Annotated in this window: 4 protein-coding genes; all 4 read left to right on the top strand. The window is 59.4% G+C overall.

What is annotated here, in order from left to right; translation table 11 throughout:
- Positions 1-136 precede the first annotated feature (136 nt).
- The 4 genes from FPB55_RS00670 to FPB55_RS00685 all read left to right on the top strand — a co-directional run bounded on the left by FPB55_RS00670 (position 137) and on the right by FPB55_RS00685 (position 19,906).
- Positions 137-17,218, top strand: a complete 17,082-nt coding sequence (locus tag FPB55_RS00670) for a retention module-containing protein (protein ID WP_144187340.1) — start codon at positions 137-139, stop codon at positions 17,216-17,218.
- 212 nt (positions 17,219-17,430) lie between these two features.
- Positions 17,431-17,772, top strand: a complete 342-nt coding sequence (locus tag FPB55_RS00675; protein ID WP_009682385.1) for a hypothetical protein — start codon at positions 17,431-17,433, stop codon at positions 17,770-17,772.
- Positions 17,773-17,969: 197 nt separating this feature from the next.
- The gene (locus FPB55_RS00680; protein WP_029885341.1) at positions 17,970-18,869 is read left to right on the top strand and encodes a TauD/TfdA family dioxygenase; all 900 of its coding nucleotides are present in this window, start codon (positions 17,970-17,972) and stop codon (positions 18,867-18,869) included.
- A 17-nt stretch (positions 18,870-18,886) separates the two neighbouring features.
- A complete protein-coding gene (locus FPB55_RS00685) occupies positions 18,887-19,906 on the top strand; it encodes an ABC transporter substrate-binding protein (protein ID WP_144187341.1) in 1,020 nt (339 codons plus the stop codon).
- The last annotated feature ends 5 nt before the right edge of the window (positions 19,907-19,911 follow it).

Genomic DNA, 19,911 nt, shown 5'->3' on the forward strand with positions numbered 1-19,911 from the left:
TTAAGTAATTCCAAACAGTTATAGACGGAATATTGACGTCAAAAAACGTCAAAGATCATCGACATAGTTCCGCCTGAAGTGGCCTGCAAGTGCCGCTCTGGCACGGAAGTACCCACTGGGTCACACGGAGAGTCCAATGAGCAGCGTTGTAGCCATCGTCAAAAGTATTGTCGGCCAGGTTATCGCGGTATCCCCAGAGGGCATCCGGCGTGTACTCATTGAAGGTGACCGTCTGTTGGCCGGTGAGGAAGTGCTCACTGGCCCTGGTGGCGCAGTTACCCTGGAACTGGCTGATGGCCGCCTGCTCGACCTTGGCCGTGACAGCCAGTGGAGCGCCGATACACCCGACAGCAGCACCGACCTTGCCCAGGCCACTGCCCAGGCAGCGCCTTCGGTAGAAGAGCTGCAGCAGGCGATTGCTGCGGGTGTCGACCCGACTACCGAGCTTGAAGCTACCGCTGCTGGTCCGTCGGCAGCGGGTGGTGGTGGCGCGGCGGGCGGCGGCCATAGCTTCGTAATGCTGGAAGAGACTGCGGGCCGGGTTGATCCGACCGTCGGTTTCCCCACCGAGGGTTTAAGCTCTGCAGCCGCGCTCAACAGCGTGCAGGTCGGTCAGCTGGGCACCAACAACAATCTGGTGACCCCACCGACCACCGACGCCAACGTTGCTACCGACCTTGTCCTCGGCGCCACCCCTTCCATCAGTGAAGCGGGTGGCGTCATCGTCTATACCGCCACCGTGGGTCAGGCGCCAACTACCAACCTGGTGATTACCCTGTCCAATGGTGCCGTGATCACCATACCGGCGGGGCAGACAAGCGGCAGTGTCAATGTCCAGGTACCGGCAAACGATACGCCTTACATTGATGGCGGGCAGATCTCGACGACCGTCACCGGGAGTACTGGCGGTGGCGGCCTGACCGTCACATTGCCGCAAACGCCGGCGGTCACCCAGGTGACTGATACCATCGACACCACCACCGCAACGCTTACGGCTTCGCCGAGTGTGACCGAGGGCGGCGTGATCACCTATACCGTGACCCTGAGCAACCCTGCTCAGACCCCGGTAACCGTGACCCTGTCCAACGGCCAGACTGTGACCGTTGAAGCGGGTAAGACTCAGGGCAGTGTCGATTTCCAGACCCCGGCCAACGACGTCTACAACAACGGCTCGACTGTCAGCGTCACCATCGAGAACGCCACCGGCGGTAACTTCGAGCAACTGACCCCGAATCCGACTCCGGCCCAGACCACGATCAATGACTCGGTCGACACCACCACCGCGACCCTCACTGCATCGCCGAGCGTGACCGAAGGCGGCGTGATCACCTATACCGTGACTCTGAGCAACCCTGCTCAGACCCCGGTAACCGTGACCCTGTCCAACGGCCAGACTGTGACCGTTGAAGCGGGTAAGACTCAGGGCAGTGTCGATTTCCAGACCCCGGCCAACGACGTTTACAACAATGGCTCCACCGTTAGCGTCACCATCGAAAACGCCACTGGCGGTAACTTTGAACAACTGACCCCGAACCCGACCCCAGCTCAAACCACGATCAATGACTCGGTCGACACCACCACTGCAACTTTGACCGCGAGCCCGTCGGTGACCGAAGGCGGTGTGATCACCTACACCGTCACCCTGAGCAATCCTGCCCAGACGCCGGTAACCGTGACCCTGTCCAACGGCCAGACTGTGACCGTTGAAGCGGGTAAGACCCAGGGCAGTGTCGATTTCCAGACCCCGGCCAACGACGTCTACAACAACGGCTCGACCATCAGCGTCACCATCGAAAACGCTACCGGCGGTAACTTCGAGCAACTTACCCCGAATCCGACCCCGGCTCAAACCACGATCAATGACTCGGTCGACACCACCACTGCAACGTTGACCGCGAGCCCGTCGGTGACCGAAGGCGGTGTGATCACCTACACCGTGACCCTGAGCAATCCTGCCCAGACGCCGGTTACTGTGACCCTGTCCAACGGCCAGACCGTAACCGTTGAAGCCGGCAAGACCCAGGGCAGTGTCGATTTCCAGACGCCGGCCAACGACGTTTACAACAATGGCTCGACTGTCAGCGTCACCATCGAGAACGCCACCGGCGGTAACTTCGAGCAACTGACCCCGAACCCGACTCCGGCCCAGACCACGATCAATGATTCGGTCGACACCACCACTGCAACGTTGACCGCGAGCCCGTCGGTGACCGAAGGCGGTGTGATCACCTACACCGTGACCCTGAGCAATCCTGCCCAGACGCCGGTAACCGTGACCCTGTCCAACGGCCAGACTGTGACCGTTGAAGCGGGTAAGACCCAGGGCAGTGTCGATTTCCAGACCCCGGCCAACGACGTCTACAACAACGGCTCGACCATCAGCGTCACCATCGAAAACGCCACTGGCGGTAACTTCGAACAACTGACCCCGAATCCGACCCCGGCTCAAACCACGATCAATGACTCGGTCGACACCACCACTGCAACGTTGACCGCGAGCCCGTCGGTGACCGAAGGCGGTGTGATCACCTACACCGTGACCCTGAGCAATCCTGCCCAGACGCCGGTTACTGTGACCCTGTCCAACGGCCAGACCGTAACCGTTGAAGCCGGCAAGACCCAGGGCAGTGTCGATTTCCAGACGCCGGCCAACGACGTTTACAACAATGGCTCGACTGTCAGCGTCACCATCGAGAACGCCACCGGCGGTAACTTCGAGCAACTGACCCCGAACCCGACTCCGGCCCAGACCACGATCAATGATTCGGTCGACACCACCACTGCAACGTTGACCGCGAGCCCGTCGGTGACCGAAGGCGGTGTGATCACCTACACCGTGACCCTGAGCAATCCTGCCCAGACGCCGGTAACCGTGACCCTGTCCAACGGCCAGACTGTGACCGTTGAAGCGGGTAAGACTCAGGGCAGTGTCGATTTCCAGACCCCGGCCAACGACGTCTACAACAACGGCTCGACCATCAGCGTCACCATCGAAAACGCTACTGGCGGTAACTTTGAACAGCTGACCCCGAACCCGACTCCGGCTCAGACCACGATCAATGATTCGGTCGACACCACCACCGCAACCCTCACTGCATCGCCGAGCGTGACCGAAGGCGGCGTGATCACCTATACCGTGACCCTGAGCAACCCTGCTCAGACCCCGGTAACCGTGACCCTGTCCAACGGCCAGACTGTGACCGTTGAAGCGGGTAAGACTCAGGGCAGTGTCGATTTCCAGACGCCGGCTAACGACGTTTACAACAATGGCTCGACCGTTAGCGTCACCATCGAAAACGCCACTGGCGGTAACTTCGAACAGCTGACCCCGAACCCGACTCCGGCCCAGACCACGATCAACGACTCGGTCGACACCACCACTGCAACGTTGACCGCGAGCCCGTCGGTGACCGAAGGCGGTGTGATCACCTACACCGTGACCCTGAGCAATCCTGCCCAGACGCCGGTAACCGTGACCCTGTCCAACGGCCAGACCGTAACCGTTGAAGCCGGCAAGACTCAGGGCAGTGTCGATTTCCAGACGCCGGCCAACGACGTTTACAACAATGGCTCGACTGTCAGCGTCACCATCGAGAACGCCACCGGCGGTAACTTCGAACAACTGACCCCGAACCCGACTCCGGCCCAGACCACGATCAATGATTCGGTCGACACCACCACCGCGACCCTCACTGCATCGCCGAGCGTGACCGAAGGCGGCGTGATCACCTACACCGTCACCCTGAGCAACCCTGCTCAGACGCCGGTAACCGTGACCCTGTCCAACGGCCAGACCGTGACCGTTGAAGCTGGCAAGACCCAGGGCAGTGTCGACTTCCAGACCCCGGCCAACGACGTTTACAACAACGGCTCGACCGTCAATGTCACCATCGACAAAGCTACCGGTGGCAACTTCGAGCAACTGACGCCGGACCCAACACCTGCATCGACTGTCATCCAGGACAGCATTGACCCTGTAACTGTGAGCATCGTCAGCAATGGCAATGTGACTGAAGATCAGCAGCCTGTCTTTACTGTAAAAGTCAGTCAGGCGCTGGATAGGCCACTGACCGTTACCCTGTCCAATGGCGACAAGGTCACCATTGAAGCCGGTAAAACAGAGGTGGAGTACAAGGCGGCAGCCCAAGGTGATGATGTCTTCAAAGATCCCGGCTCTCTCACTCTTGGCGTTACTGACGCAAGCGTCCCAGGTGCCACCTTTGAGAAGCTGGAGTTCGGTAGCCCCGCGACTGTTGAAATCTCAGACACCATCAGTGAGGTTGTAGCCACGCTGACCGCGAGCCCTTCGGTAACCGAAGGCGGCGAGATTACCTACACCATCACGCTGACCAACAAAGATGGTCTGCCGATCAACAACCCTTCGGACCTGTACTTCAAGCTGACCGACGGCACCAACATTGTCGTGGCGGCCAACAGCACCACCGGTTCGGCCACTGTTATCGCGCCGGACAACGTCTACGTCGGCACCAACGCGCCAGTGGTCAACGCCATTGACTCGGTCAGCGGCCAGGATGCGTGGAAGTTCGAGCAGCTGACCCTGGACAAGACCGAGGTCAGCACCCAGGTCACCGACGAGCCTGGCACTCCGGGCAACGAAGGTGACATCGTCAAGGTCACCATCACGGCCGACCAGACCTCGGTCGCCGAGAACGTTAAACCGACGTTCACCGTGCATATCAATCAGCCTTTGGCCCACGACCTGGTCGTGACCCTGAGCAACGATGCCAAGGTCACCATCAAGGCTGGCGAAACCACCGCGGCTTACGAGCACGCAGCACAGGGCGATGACGTCTACCAAGATGCCGGCGAAATCACCTTGGGCATCAAGTCGGCAGCCGACGCTACCGGTGCAGCGTTCGAGAACCTGCAACTGGGCGGCGACGCTTCGGTAAAAGTCACCGACACCATCGATGAAGTGGTCGCCAAACTGACCGCTACCCCATCGGTAACCGAAGGCGGCGAGATTACCTACACCATCACGCTTACCAACAAAGATGGCCTGCCGATCAACAACCACGCGGAGCTGTACTTCAAGCTGAGCGACGGCACCAATATCGTCGTGGCGGCCAACAGCACCACCGGTTCGGCCACGGTTATCGCGCCGGACAACGTCTACGTCGGCGCCAACGCGCCAGTGGTCAACGCCATTGACTCGGTCAGCGGCCAGGATGCGTGGAAGTTCGAGCAACTGACCCTGGACAAGGCCGAGGTCAGCACCCAGGTCACCGACGAGCCTGGCACCCCGGGCAACGAAGGTGACATCGTCAAGGTCACCATCACAGCTGACCAGACCTCGGTCGCCGAGAACGTCAAACCGACGTTCACCGTGCATATCAATCAGCCTTTGGCCCACGACCTGGTCGTGACCCTGAGCAACGATGCCAAGGTCACCATCAAGGCTGGCGAAACCACCGCGGCTTACGAGCACGCAGCACAGGGCGATGACGTCTACCAAGATGCCGGCGAAATCACCTTGGGCATCAAGTCGGCAGCCGACGCTACCGGTGCAGCGTTCGAGAACCTGCAACTGGGCGGCGACGCTTCGGTAAAAGTCACCGACACCATCGATGAAGTGGTCGCCAAACTGACCGCTACCCCATCGGTAACCGAAGGCGGCGAGATTACCTACACCATCACGCTTACCAACAAAGATGGCCTGCCGATCAACAACCACGCGGAGCTGTACTTCAAGCTGAGCGACGGCACCAATATCGTCGTGGCGGCCAACAGCACCACCGGTTCGGCCACGGTTATCGCGCCGGACAACGTCTACGTCGGCGCCAACGCGCCAGTGGTCAACGCTATTGACTCGGTCAGCGGCCAGGATGCGTGGAAGTTCGAGCAGCTGACCCTGGACAAGGCCGAGGTCAGCACCCAGGTCACCGACGAGCCTGGTACCCCGGGCAACGAAGGCGACATCGTCAAGGTCACCATCACAGCTGACCAGGTTTCGGTCGCCGAGAACGTCAAACCGACCTTTACCGTGCACATAAACACGGTGCTGGCGCATGACCTGACTGTGACCCTGAGCAATAACGCAGTCGTGACAATCAAGGCCGGTCAAACTTCGAGCGAGCCGTACACTCACGACGCACAGGGCGATGACGTCTACCAAGACGCCGGCGAAATCACCTTGGGCATCAAGTCGGCGGCCGATGCTACCGGTGCAGCGTTCGAGAACCTGCAACTGGGCGGCGACGCTTCGGTAAAAGTCACCGACACCATCGATGAAGTGGTCGCCAAACTGACCGCTACCCCATCGGTGGCCGAAGGCGGCGAGATTACCTACACCATCACGCTGACCAACAAAGATGGTCTGCCGATCAACAACCACGCGGAGCTGTTCTTCAAGCTGACCGACGGCACCAACATTGTCGTGGCGGCCAACAGCACCACCGGTTCGGCCACTGTTATCGCGCCGGACAACGTCTACGTCGGCACCAACGCACCAGTGGTCAACGCCATTGATTCGGTCAGCGGCCAGGATGCGTGGAAGTTCGAGCAACTGACTCTGGACAAGACCGAGGTACAAACTCAGGTTACTGACGAGCCGTCTGGCCAAGGCGACTTGGTCAAGGTCAGCATCGCTGCCGATCAGCTGTCCGTGAATGAAGCCACCGAGCCGACCTTCACCGTCACCCTGAACAAGGCGCTCGACAAGCCATTCACCGTAACCCTGAGCACCGGTGCCACCCTGACCTTCGCAGCAGGCGAGACCACCAAGTCCTATGCCGCTCCGGCGCAGGGCGATGACGTGTTCAAGGACGAAGGCAAGATCACCGTCAGCATCACCAAGGCGGAAGTGGTCGGCGAGCAGCTGGAAAATCTGCAGATCGGCCAGCCTGCTACCGTTGCGGTCACCGATACGCAGAGCCCGGTTACTGCCCAGCTCACTGTGGATAACACTACCGTCGCTGAAGGCGGCAAGATCACCTACACCGTGACTCTGGTCAGCGCTGATCCGAGCCTGCCAGTAACCAACCACAAGGGTCTGACCTTCACGCTGACAGACGGCACCACTGTGACCGTTAAAGCAGGTGAGGCCACCGGTTCGGTTACCGTTACTGCACCAGACAACGTCTACGTCAATGATCCAGTCACCATCACCCAAGGCCTGACCAAGGTCGAAGGCGCTGGCGCCGATCAGTTGGAACAACTGAACCTGGGCAAAGATACCGTCAGCACCTCCGTGACTGACGAGCCGGGTACTCCGGGTAACCCAGGCGGCAACAACGAAGGTGACTTGGTCAAAGTCAGCATCGTGGCCGATCAAGTCTCGGTCAACGAAGCAACCGAACCAACCTTCACCGTTACCTTGAATAAGGCGCTCGACAAGCCGTTCACCGTAACCCTGAGCACCGGTGCGACCCTGACCTTCGCGGCAGGTGAAACCACCAAGTCCTATGCCGCTCCGGCGCAGGGCGATGACGTGTTCAAGGACGAAGGTAAGATCACTGTCAGCATCACCAAGGCCGAAGTGGTCGGTGAGCAGCTGGAAAACCTGCAGATCGGCCAGCCTGCGTCCGTAGCTGTGACCGATACGCAGAGCCCGGTTACTGCTCAGCTCACTGTGGATAACACCACTGTGGCCGAAGGTGGCCAGATCACTTACACCGTGACCCTGGTCAGCGCCGATCCGAGCCTGCCAGTGACCAACCACAAGGGCCTGACCTTCACCCTGACCGACGGCACAATCGTCACGGTCAAAGCCGGTGAATCGGTCGGCACCACCACTGTCACTGCGCCAGACAACGTCTACGTCAACGATCCGGTGACCATTACCCAAGGCCTGACCAAAGTCGAAGGCGCCGGCGCCGATCAGTTCGAACAACTGAACCTGGGCAAAGATACTGTCAGCACAGTAGTTACCGATGAGCCAGGCACTCCAGGTAACCCAGGTGGCAATAACGAAGGCGATCTGGTCAAGGTCAGCATCGTGGCCGATCAAGTTTCGGTCAACGAAGCAACCGAACCAACCTTCACCGTCACCCTGAACAAGGCTTTGGACAAGCCGTTCACCGTAACCCTGAGCACCGGTGCCACCCTGACCTTCGCGGCAGGCGAGACCACCAAGTCCTATGCCGCACCGGCGCAGGGCGATGACGTGTTCAAGGACGAAGGCAAGATCACTGTCAGCATCACTAAGGCCGAAGTGGTCGGTGAGCAGCTGGAAAACCTGCAGATCGGTCAGCCTGCAACTGTGGCGGTCACCGATACGCAGAGCCCGGTTACTGCTGAACTGTCGGTAGACAACACTACCGTCGCTGAAGGCGGCAAGATCACCTACACCGTGACCCTGGTCAGCGCCGATCCGAGCCTGCCAGTGACCAACCACAAGGGTCTGACCTTCACCCTGACCGACGGTACCATCGTCACGGTCAAAGCCGGTGAATCGGTCGGCACCACCACTGTCACTGCGCCAGACAACGTCTACGTCAACGATCCGGTGACCGTTACCCAAGGCCTGACCAAGGTCGAGGGCGCCGGCGCCGATCAGTTCGAACAACTGAACCTGGGCAAAGATACCGTCAGCACAGTAGTCACCGATGAGCCAGGCACTCCGGGTAACCCGGGCGGCAACAACGAAGGTGACTTGGTCAAAGTCAGCATCGTGGCCGATCAAGTCTCGGTCAACGAAGCCACTGAGCCAACCTTCACTGTCACCCTGAACAAGGCTTTGGACAAGCCATTCACCGTAACCCTGAGCACTGGTGCCACCCTGACCTTCGCAGCAGGCGAGACCACCAAGTCCTACGCCGCACCGGCGCAGGGCGATGACGTGTTCAAGGACGAAGGCAAGATCACTGTCAGCATCACTAAGGCCGAAGTGGTCGGTGAGCAGCTGGAAAACCTGCAGATCGGTCAGCCTGCAACTGTGGCGGTCACCGATACGCAGAGCCCGGTTACTGCTGAACTGTCGGTAGACAACACTACCGTCGCTGAAGGCGGCAAGATCACCTACACCGTGACCCTGGTCAGCGCCGATCCGAGCCTGCCGGTAACCAACCACAAAGGTCTGACCTTCACGCTGACTGACGGCACTACTGTGACTGTCAAGGCAGGCGAGGCTACCGGTTCGGTTACCGTCACCGCTCCAGACAACGTCTACGTCAACGATCCGGTGACTATTACCCAAGGCCTGACCAAAGTCGAAGGCGCCGGCGCTGATCAGTTCGAACAACTGAATCTGGGCAAAGATACCGTCAGCACCTCCGTGACTGACGAGCCAGGCACACCGGGCAACCCAGGCGGCAACAACGAAGGCGACTTGGTCAAAGTCACGATCGTGGCCGATCAAGTTTCGGTCAACGAAGCAACCGAACCAACCTTCACCGTCACCCTGAACAAGGCTTTGGACAAGCCGTTCACCGTAACCCTGAGCACCGGTGCCACCCTGACCTTCGCGGCAGGCGAGACCACCAAGTCCTATGCCGCACCGGCGCAGGGCGATGACGTGTTCAAGGACGAAGGCAAGATCACTGTCAGCATCACTAAGGCCGAAGTGGTCGGTGAGCAGCTGGAAAACCTGCAGATCGGTCAGCCTGCAACTGTGGCGGTCACCGATACGCAGAGCCCGGTTACTGCTGAACTGTCGGTAGACAACACTACCGTCGCTGAAGGCGGCAAGATCACCTACACCGTGACCCTGGTCAGCGCCGATCCGAGCCTGCCAGTGACCAACCACAAGGGTCTGACCTTCACCCTGACCGACGGTACCATCGTCACGGTCAAAGCCGGTGAATCGGTCGGCACCACCACTGTCACTGCGCCAGACAACGTCTACGTCAACGATCCGGTGACCGTTACCCAAGGCCTGACCAAGGTCGAGGGCGCCGGCGCCGATCAGTTCGAACAACTGAACCTGGGCAAAGATACTGTCAGCACAGTAGTTACCGATGAGCCAGGCACGCCAGGTAACCCAGGTGGCAATAACGAAGGCGATCTGGTCAAGGTCAGCATCGTGGCCGATCAAGTTTCGGTCAACGAAGCCACTGAACCAACCTTCACCGTCACCCTGAACAAGGCTTTGGACAAGCCATTCACCGTAACCCTGAGCACCGGTGCCACCCTGACCTTCGCGGCAGGCGAGACCACCAAGTCCTATGCCGCACCGGCGCAGGGCGATGACGTGTTCAAGGACGAAGGTAAGATCACTGTCAGCATCACCAAGGCCGAAGTGGTCGGTGAGCAGCTGGAAAACCTGCAGATCGGCCAGCCTGCGTCCGTAGCTGTGACCGATACGCAGAGCCCGGTTACTGCTCAGCTCACTGTGGATAACACCACTGTGGCCGAAGGTGGCCAGATCACTTACACCGTGACCCTGGTCAGCGCCGATCCGAGCCTGCCAGTGACCAACCACAAGGGCCTGACCTTCACCCTGACCGACGGCACAATCGTCACGGTCAAAGCCGGTGAATCGGTCGGCACCACCACTGTCACTGCGCCAGACAACGTCTACGTCAACGATCCGGTGACCATTACCCAAGGCCTGACCAAAGTCGAAGGCGCCGGCGCCGATCAGTTCGAACAACTGAACCTGGGCAAAGATACTGTCAGCACAGTAGTTACCGATGAGCCAGGCACTCCAGGTAACCCAGGTGGCAATAACGAAGGCGATCTGGTCAAGGTCAGCATCGTGGCCGATCAAGTTTCGGTCAACGAAGCAACCGAACCAACCTTCACCGTCACCCTGAACAAGGCTTTGGACAAGCCGTTCACCGTAACCCTGAGCACCGGTGCCACCCTGACCTTCGCGGCAGGCGAGACCACCAAGTCCTATGCCGCACCGGCGCAGGGCGATGACGTGTTCAAGGACGAAGGCAAGATCACCGTCAGCATCACCAAGGCGGAAGTGGTCGGCGAGCAACTGGAAAACCTGCAGATTGGCCAGCCCGCAACCGTTGCGGTCACCGATACGCAGAGCCCAGTGACTGCTCAGCTCACTGTGGATAACACCACAGTGGCCGAAGGCGGCAAGATCACCTACACCGTGACCCTGGTCAGCGCTGATCCAAGCCTGCCAGTAACCAACCACAAAGGTCTGACCTTCACGCTGACTGATGGCACTACTGTGACCGTCAAGGCAGGTGAGGCCACCGGTTCGGTTACCGTCACTGCGCCAGACAACGTCTACGTCAACGACCCGGTCACCATCACCCAAGGCCTGACCAAGGTCGAAGGTGCTGGCGCCGATCAGTTCGAGCAACTGAATCTGGGCAGCACCAAAGTCAGCACATCGGTAACCGACGAACCGTCTGGCCAAGGCGACCTGGTCAAGGTCAGCATCGTTGCCAACCAGTCTTCGGTCAACGAAGCCACTGCACCAACCTTCACCGTCAGCCTGAACAAGCCGCTAGACAAGGACCTGACCGTTACCCTGAGCAATAACGACACCGTGCTCTTCAAGGCGGGTGAGACCAGCAAGGTCTACACCGCACCGGCGCAAGGTGACGACGTGTTCAAGGACCCGGGCACCGTCACGGTGGGTATCAGCAAGGCCGAAGTGCCGAACGCCACCTTCGAGAAGCTGGAGTTCAGCAACCCGGCCTCGGTCAGCGTGACCGATACCGAAAGCAAGGTCACTGCAGTGCTGTCGGTGGACAAGTCCACCGTGGCCGAAGGTGGCGCGATCACGTACACCGTGACCTTGGTGGGCGATAACAGCAACCTGCCGGTTACCGGCCATGGCGGTGTAACCGTCACCCTGAGCGGTGGCACCCAGGTCACCATCAATGCGGGTTCGGCCACCGGCAGCGTGACCATCAATGCGCCGGACGACGTATACGTAGGCGGCCAGCCGACGATCACCAAGTCGATCACCGACATCACCGTGAGCGGCGACAAGGTGTTCGAGAAACTGGTACCGAGCACCACCAGCGTCAGCACATCGGTAACCGACGAACCGTCTGGCCAAGGCGACCTGTTCAAGGTCAGCATCGTTGCCAACCAGTCTTCGGTCAACGAAGCCACTGCACCGACCTTCACCGTCAGCCTGAACAAGCCGCTGGACAAGGACCTGACCGTTACCCTGAGCAATAACGACACCGTGCTCTTCAAGGCGGGTGAGACCAGCAAGGTCTACACCGCACCGGCGCAAGGTGACGACGTGTTCAAGGACCCGGGCACCGTCACGGTGGGTATCAGCAAGGCCGAAGTGCCGAACGCCACCTTCGAGAAGCTGGAGTTCAGCAACCCGGCCTCGGTCAGCGTGACCGATACCGAAAGCAAGGTCACTGCAGTGCTGTCGGTGGACAAGTCCACCGTGGCCGAAGGTGGCGCGATCACGTACACCGTGACCCTGGTGGGCGATAACAGCAACCTGCCGGTTACCGGCCATGGCGGTGTGACCGTCACCCTGAGCGGTGGCACCCAGGTCACCATCAATGCGGGTTCGGCCACCGGCAGCGTCACCATCAATGCGCCGGACGACGTATACGTAGGCGGCCAGCCGACGATCACCAAGTCGATCACCGACATCACCGTGAGCGGCGACAAGGTGTTCGAGAAACTGGTGCCGAGCACTACCAGCGTCAGCACATCGGTAACCGACGAACCGTCTGGCCAAGGCGACCTGGTCAAGGTCAGCATCGTTGCCAACCAGTCTTCGGTCAACGAAGCCACTGCACCGACCTTCACCGTCAGCCTGAACAAGCCGCTGGACAAGGACCTGACCGTCACCCTGAGCAATAACGACACCGTGCTCTTCAAGGCGGGTGAGACCAGCAAGGTCTACACCGCACCGGCGCAAGGTGACGACGTGTTCAAGGACCCGGGCACCGTCACGGTGGGTATCAGCAAGGCCGAAGTGCCGAACGCCACCTTCGAGAAGCTGGAGTTCAGCAACCCGGCCTCGGTCAGCGTGACCGATACCGAAAGCAAGGTCACTGCAGTGCTGTCGGTGGACAAGTCCACCGTGGCCGAAGGTGGCGCGATCACGTACACCGTGACCCTGGTGGGCGATAACAGCAACCTGCCGGTTACCGGCCATGGCGGTGTGACCGTCACCCTGAGCGGTGGCACCCAGGTCACCATCAATGCGGGTTCGGCCACCGGCAGCGTGACCATCAATGCGCCGGACGACGTATACGTAGGCGGCCAGCCGACGATCACCAAGTCGATCACCGACATCACCGTGAGCGGCGACAAGGTGTTCGAGAAACTGGTGCCGAGCACTACCAGCGTCAGCACATCGGTAACCGATGAACCGTCTGGCCAAGGCGACCTGGTCAAGGTCAGCATCGTTGCCAACCAGTCTTCGGTCAACGAAGCCACTGCACCGACCTTCACCGTCAGCCTGAACAAGCCGCTGGACAAGGACCTGACCGTCACCCTGAGCAACAACGACACCGTGCTCTTCAAGGCGGGTGAGACCAGCAAGGTCTACACCGCACCGGCGCAAGGTGACGACGTGTTCAAGGACCCGGGCACCGTCACGGTGGGTATCAGCAAGGCCGAAGTGCCGAACGCCACCTTCGAGAAGCTGGAGTTCAGCAACCCGGCCTCGGTCAGCGTGACCGATACCGAAAGCAAGGTCACTGCAGTGCTGTCGGTGGACAAGTCCACCGTGGCCGAAGGTGGCGCGATCACGTACACCGTGACCCTGGTGGGCGATAACAGCAACCTGCCGGTTACCGGCCATGGCGGTGTGACCGTCACCCTGAGCGGTGGCACCCAGGTCACCATCAATGCGGGTTCGGCCACCGGCAGCGTGACCATCAATGCGCCGGACGACGTATACGTAGGCGGCCAGCCGACGATCACCAAGTCGATCACCGACATCACCGTGAGCGGCGACAAGGTGTTCGAGAAACTGGTACCGAGCACCACCAGCGTCAGCACATCGGTAACCGATGAACCGTCTGGCCAAGGTGACGTTGCCAAAGTCAGCATCAACGGCACGACGTCTCTGAACGAAGGCGAGACGGGTACTTACACCCTGAACCTCACCCACGAGGCCAAGGACGAAGTCACCGTCACGCTCAGCTACAGCGGCACCGCCAAGAACGGCGAGGACTTCATCGGTGTGACCACTGTGAAGATTCCGGCCAATAGCAGCGGTACCACGTTCACCATCGGCACCATCGACGACAAGCTGGTCGAAGGTACCGAAAACTTTGTGGTAACGATCGTAGGCGTGTCGGGTGGCAAGTTCGAGAACCTGCAGGTGGATACCAGCAAGTCGAGCGTTACCACGGCCATCGTGGACAACGACCACGTGCCGGTTTCGCGCGACGGTGCAGTGTTTGGTGTAGAAGACACCGACTATGTGTTTGCCTGGAGCGACTTCAATGTTTCCGACCCCGATGGCAACACTGGTCTGTCGGTAACCATCAGCTCGATCCCGGGTTCCGGCACGTTGCAGTTCTTCAACGGTACGGCCTGGACCAATGTGGGCGTTGGCCAGGTTGTCAGCCAGGCCAGCATCGAGGCCGGCAACCTGAAGTTCGTTCCGCTGCGCAACGAGTCGGGTACCGATAATTATGGCGGCACCGGCGTGGGCAACCAGCAAGCCGACTACGCGCAATTCAAGTTCAAGCCGAATGACGGCACCAACGTAGGCACTGACTCGACCATGAAGGTCGACATTCGCCCGGTTGCCGACAAGCCGACGCTGAGTTTCGGCAGCGCCGACATCGATTCCAAAGGCCTCACCAAGGAAGTCTGGAACAGCCTCAAAGGTCTGGGCACGGGGGGTAACGGCATTACCGGCGATGACCTGAAGGCGGTCTTTGCCAACTCGGGCAGTGCCAGCTCCAGCAGCACCACGACCAATGTTCAGTCCGATGGCAGCGTTGCAGGTGGCACCGGCTCGAAAACCTCTGGCCTGATCTACCTCGAAGCCGGCAAGACCTACACCTTCAGCGGCACTGCAGACGACAGCTTCGTGGTCACCATCGGCGGCAAGACTGTGGTCACTGCCACCTGGGGTGCTGGTGGCCAGGTGTCGGGGACCTTTATCCCGAACACCAGCGGCTACTACCCGATCGAGGTCTACCATGCCAACCAGGCCGGCCCAGGCAGCTATGACCTGAACATCAAGGTCGGCACCGGTGCTGTCACCGACCTGAGCAGCTCGAACATCAAGATGTACCAGAACGTGACCGAGATGGCCAAGGCTGGCCTGGGCGTGTCCGATCTGCACACTGTGAACGGGCAGAGCTACTACGACGGCTACAAGCTCAACGAAGGGCCGGAAGGCGGCTCGGTCAAACTGGTGGCTATCTCCACCGCCCTGACCGACACTGACGGTTCGGAAACCCTGAGCGTAAGCCTCAGTGGTATCCCCAAAGGGACCGTACTCAGCGACGGTGCAGGCCATACCGTCACGGTAGGCAGCACGCCGGTGGATGTAACGGGCTGGAAACTCAGCAGCCTTACGCTCACGCCACCGACCTACTACAAAGGTTCGTTCGACGTCACGGTCATCTCGACTGCCACTGAAAGCGTGGGTGGTTCGGCTATTACCACCGGCAATATCCCGGTAACCGTGTATCCCGCGACCTACAAGGCCAGCGTAGGCACATCGGGCAACGACGCCATGACTGGCAGCGAAGGTAACGACATCATTGTTGCAGATGTTTCCGGGCTGAACGTTGTAGCGGGCAAGAACTACAACATCGCGTTTATCGTGGACAGTTCCGGCAGTATGACTGACGACTCGATTGCTGCTGCCAAGTCGCAGCTGGCTTCGGTGTTCTCCACGCTCAAAGCAAGCTTGGGTTCCGACACGTCGGGTACGGTAAACATTTTCCTGGTGGACTTCGATTCGCAGGTCAACATGAACGTCGCAGTGAACCTTGCCGACCCGAATGCCCTCAGCCAATTGCAGGCTGTTTTGAAGTCGATGCAAGGTGGGACAGAGGGTGGCGGTACTAACTACGAAGACGCCTTCAAGACTACTGCAAACTTCTTCAAGAGCACGATGGCTACCGGAAACGCCGGTGCGGACAACCTGACGTACTTCATCACGGACGGCAAACCGACGTTCTATCAACGCAATGAAGTTACCGACAAACGGCTGTGGACGGGTGGCAAGACCCTCGACGATGTTGTCAATGTCAACAACTACAAAGTGGGGGGTACCTTCAGCGAATGGGCTGATGCGACGCACAAAGTTGATATCAGCAGTACTGGCGTGGTCAAAGTCTCGACCTATGGCTATAACATATGGGGTAACTTCGTTCTTTACTCCAGCGACACGCTGGGTACGATTCATGCTCAAGGCGATGGTACTTACGAGTTTTCCAGCCAGGGCGGCACTGGTAAGGGCACGACCTCGAACTGGAATGATTCAGCCTCGAATACGACCGACAGCTTCGTGCTGTTGGGAGGCAGTTCTACAGTTCCCGGTTTGAGCAAGGTCTACGCTATTGGCTTGAACGACGACATCAGCCTCAATGATCTGAAGCCTTACGACAGCGCAGGCAAGCCGCAGACCAACATCGACCCGTCCGACCTGGCGAAGGCGATTCTCGGTCATACCGAAGCCACTTTGCCAGGTGCCGATACCATCGACGGTGGCAACGGCAACGACATCATCTTCGGCGACCTGATTACCCTCAATGGTGTCGTCAGCGAGGGCTACCAGGCACTGCAAACCTACGTTGCACAGAAGAGCGGCGTTGATGTCAGCTCCATCACCACCAGCAATGTCCACCAGTACATCACTGAGCATTACAACGAGTTTGACATCTCCGGCGCCAAAGACGGCAACGACATCCTGTCGGGCGGCAACGGCAACGACATTCTCTTTGGCCAAGGTGGTAACGACACGCTCGATGGTGGCAAAGGCAACGATATTTTGCTGGGCGGTACCGGGAACGACACCCTCATCGGTGGCCAGGGCGACGATATCCTGATTGGTGGCAGCGGCGCAGACACCTTCGTGTGGAAGGCGGGTGATTTCGGTAACGACGTCATCAAAGACTTCAAGATGGGGGACAAGGACAAGATCGACTTGAGCGATCTGCTGCAAGGCGAGAAGGGCAGCACCATCGACAATTACCTGAAACTCACCACGGTTGAAGGTACAACCACCTTGCAGGTCAGCAGCGAAGGCAAGCTCAACGCCGCAGGGGGTATCGCCAATGCCGATGTGACCATCAAGCTCGAAGGGGTGAACTGGTCCAACACCACGATCAACTCGTTGATCAGTGGTGCTGACCCGACCATCATCATCCATAACAAGGACAGCTGATGTGTTGAAGGGGCCGCGCCTTACCGTCGTGGCCCCTGCTTGATCCCACAAAGCCGCGCCCGCAAGGGCCCCATCAACCGGGTAATGGCCGTGCCGGCTCTTTCCCGGCATCTTCCGACAGCGCATACTCAGGCGTTGGGCCTGCGTGCCCGCTGATCTTTGCCTATGCTGCTGCCTACCAACAAGGAACCAAAGTGACGAGGGACACCGCCATGTTCTACGTGCAACGCAATGCCGCCGGTGAGTTGCTGCGTGTAGAGGCAGCCGCTTTTGATGCGTTCACCGAGATGCTCCCCGCCGACCACGCCGATATTCAGGAATGGTTTGCCGATGATGTCGTGGAAAACAGCCTCAATCAGCTCAAGCAAAGTGACCTGGACATGATCCGCGTACTTGAAGACCTGATCGATGTGCTGACTGCCAAAGGGGTATTCAAGATCACTGACCTGCCGCCGGGGGCACAGGCCAAGCTGCTGAACCGCGCTACCGCGCGCAAGGCCCTCAGCAGCCTGAATAACCTGATCGACGAAGATGAGCAGGGCGGGTTGATCTGAGGCTATGACGCCTCGGTTGCGATGCTATTGATATTCCTTAACGGTATTTAAAATATCTTGTTTATGACTTTATAGTTGCTTCCACTGCGTACCCGTCGACCAATCGATGCGCCGCACGACTTGAACCCACACGGGAAATCCCCGTGCGTTTCTGATCGTTGCGCGAATTGAAGTCGCGCACTGCGTGGGAGTGAATAATGTCAGCCGCCTCGAACGCATTGTCGATCATCGACAGCGCCCAGCCGCAACCCTTCGAAATCCGCCCGTTCGCCGGAGCCACCGGTGCCGAAATCATCGGCCTGGATCTGGCCAGGCCTGTCAACGCCGAGGATTTCAGCCGAATCCGTCGTGCCCACCTCGATCATCATGTGCTGGTGTTCCGCGACCAGCGCATCAGCCCGGAACAGCAAATAGCCTTCAGCCGACGTTTCGGCGAATTGCAGATCCACGTGCTCAAGCAGTTCCTGCTTGCTGGCCACCCCGAGATCCTGATCGTTTCCAACATCATCGAAAACGGCCAGCACATCGGTCTGGGTGACGCCGGCAAGTTCTGGCACTCGGACCTGTCATACAAGGAACTGCCTAGCCTGGGTTCCATGCTGCATGCGCAGGAGTTGCCCAGCGAAGGTGGCGACACCCTGTTTGCCGACATGCATAAAGCCTGGGACGCCGTGCCTGACGCCCTGCGCAAAGTGGTCGAAGGCCGCAGTGCCGCTCACTCGTACACTGCCCGCTACGCAGAAACCAAGTTTGAGGGCAACTGGCGCCCGACCTTGACTGCCGAGCAGCTGGCTCAGGTGAAGGAGGTCATCCACCCGGTGGTGCGTACCCACCCGGAAAACGGCCGTAGGGCGCTGTTTGTCAGCGAAGGCTTCACCACTCGCATTGTTGGCCTGCCAGACGACGAAAGCCGCGACGTGTTGCAACAGCTGTACGCCCTGAGCGTACTGGAGCAGAACCTCTATCGCCACCAGTGGCAGCCCCATGATCTGGTGTTCTGGGACAACCGCTCGCTGATCCACCTGGCTACCGGTTGCCCCTCCCACCTGCGGCGCAAGCTCTACCGCACCACTATCCAGGGCGATGCCCCTTTCTGAAGACTGAGGAACCCATCATGCGCAAACCCATCAGCCGCCTGGCGGCAAGTATCGGCTTGGGCGTTAGCCTGGTCGCCAGCAGTCTGGCAGCCCCTGCCGTGGCACGAGCAGAAGGCAAGATCCGCATAGCCGAGCAGTTTGGCATCGTCTACTTGCTACTTAACGTGGTACGCGACCAGCACCTGATCGAGAAGCACGGTAAAGAGCAGGGCATCGACATCGAAGTCGACTGGGCCCAACTGTCGGGTGGTTCGGCCATCAATGACGCTTTGCTGTCTGGCTCGGTGGACATCGCCGGCGCTGGCGTCGGCCCGCTGCTGACCGTCTGGGACCGCACCAAGGGTCGGCAGAACGTCAAGGCCGTGGCTTCGCTGGGCAACTTCCCGTATTACCTGGTCAGCAGCAACCCCAATGTGAAGACTATTGCCGACATCTCCGACAAGGACCGCATCGCGGTGCCGGCGGTAGGCGTTTCGGTGCAGTCGCGCTTCCTGCAGTACGCCGCTGCCCAACAGTGGGGCGACAAGGAATACAACCGGCTCGACAAGTTTACCTTGGCGGTACCGCACCCAGACGCCACTGCCGCGTTGCTGGCCGGCGGCACCGAACTGAACGGGCACTTCTCCAATCCGCCGTTCCAAGATCAGGTACTGGCCAACAAGAACGTGCACGTGGTGCTCAACAGCTATGACCTGCTCGGCCCCAACTCGCCGACGTTGCTGTTTGCCACCGAAAAATTCCGCAAGGACAACCCAAAAACCTACAAGGCCTTTGTCGACGCCCTGGCCGAAGCGGCAGACTTCGCCCAGAACGATAAGGCAGCCGCTGCCGATACCTACATCCGCGTGACCAAGGCCAAGATCGACCGCGACGCGCTGATCAAGCTGATCGACAACCCGCAATACGAGTTCACAATCACGCCAAAGAATACCTACAAGCTGGCCGATTTCCTGTATCGGGTCGGCGCCATCAAGCACAAGCCCGAATCGTGGAAGGACTATTTCTTCCAGGATCAACGCCCGTTGCAGGGGAGCTGAGCGAT

Source organism: Pseudomonas sp. BJP69, from assembly GCF_007633355.1.
Lineage (GTDB): Bacteria > Pseudomonadota > Gammaproteobacteria > Pseudomonadales > Pseudomonadaceae > Aquipseudomonas > Aquipseudomonas juntendi.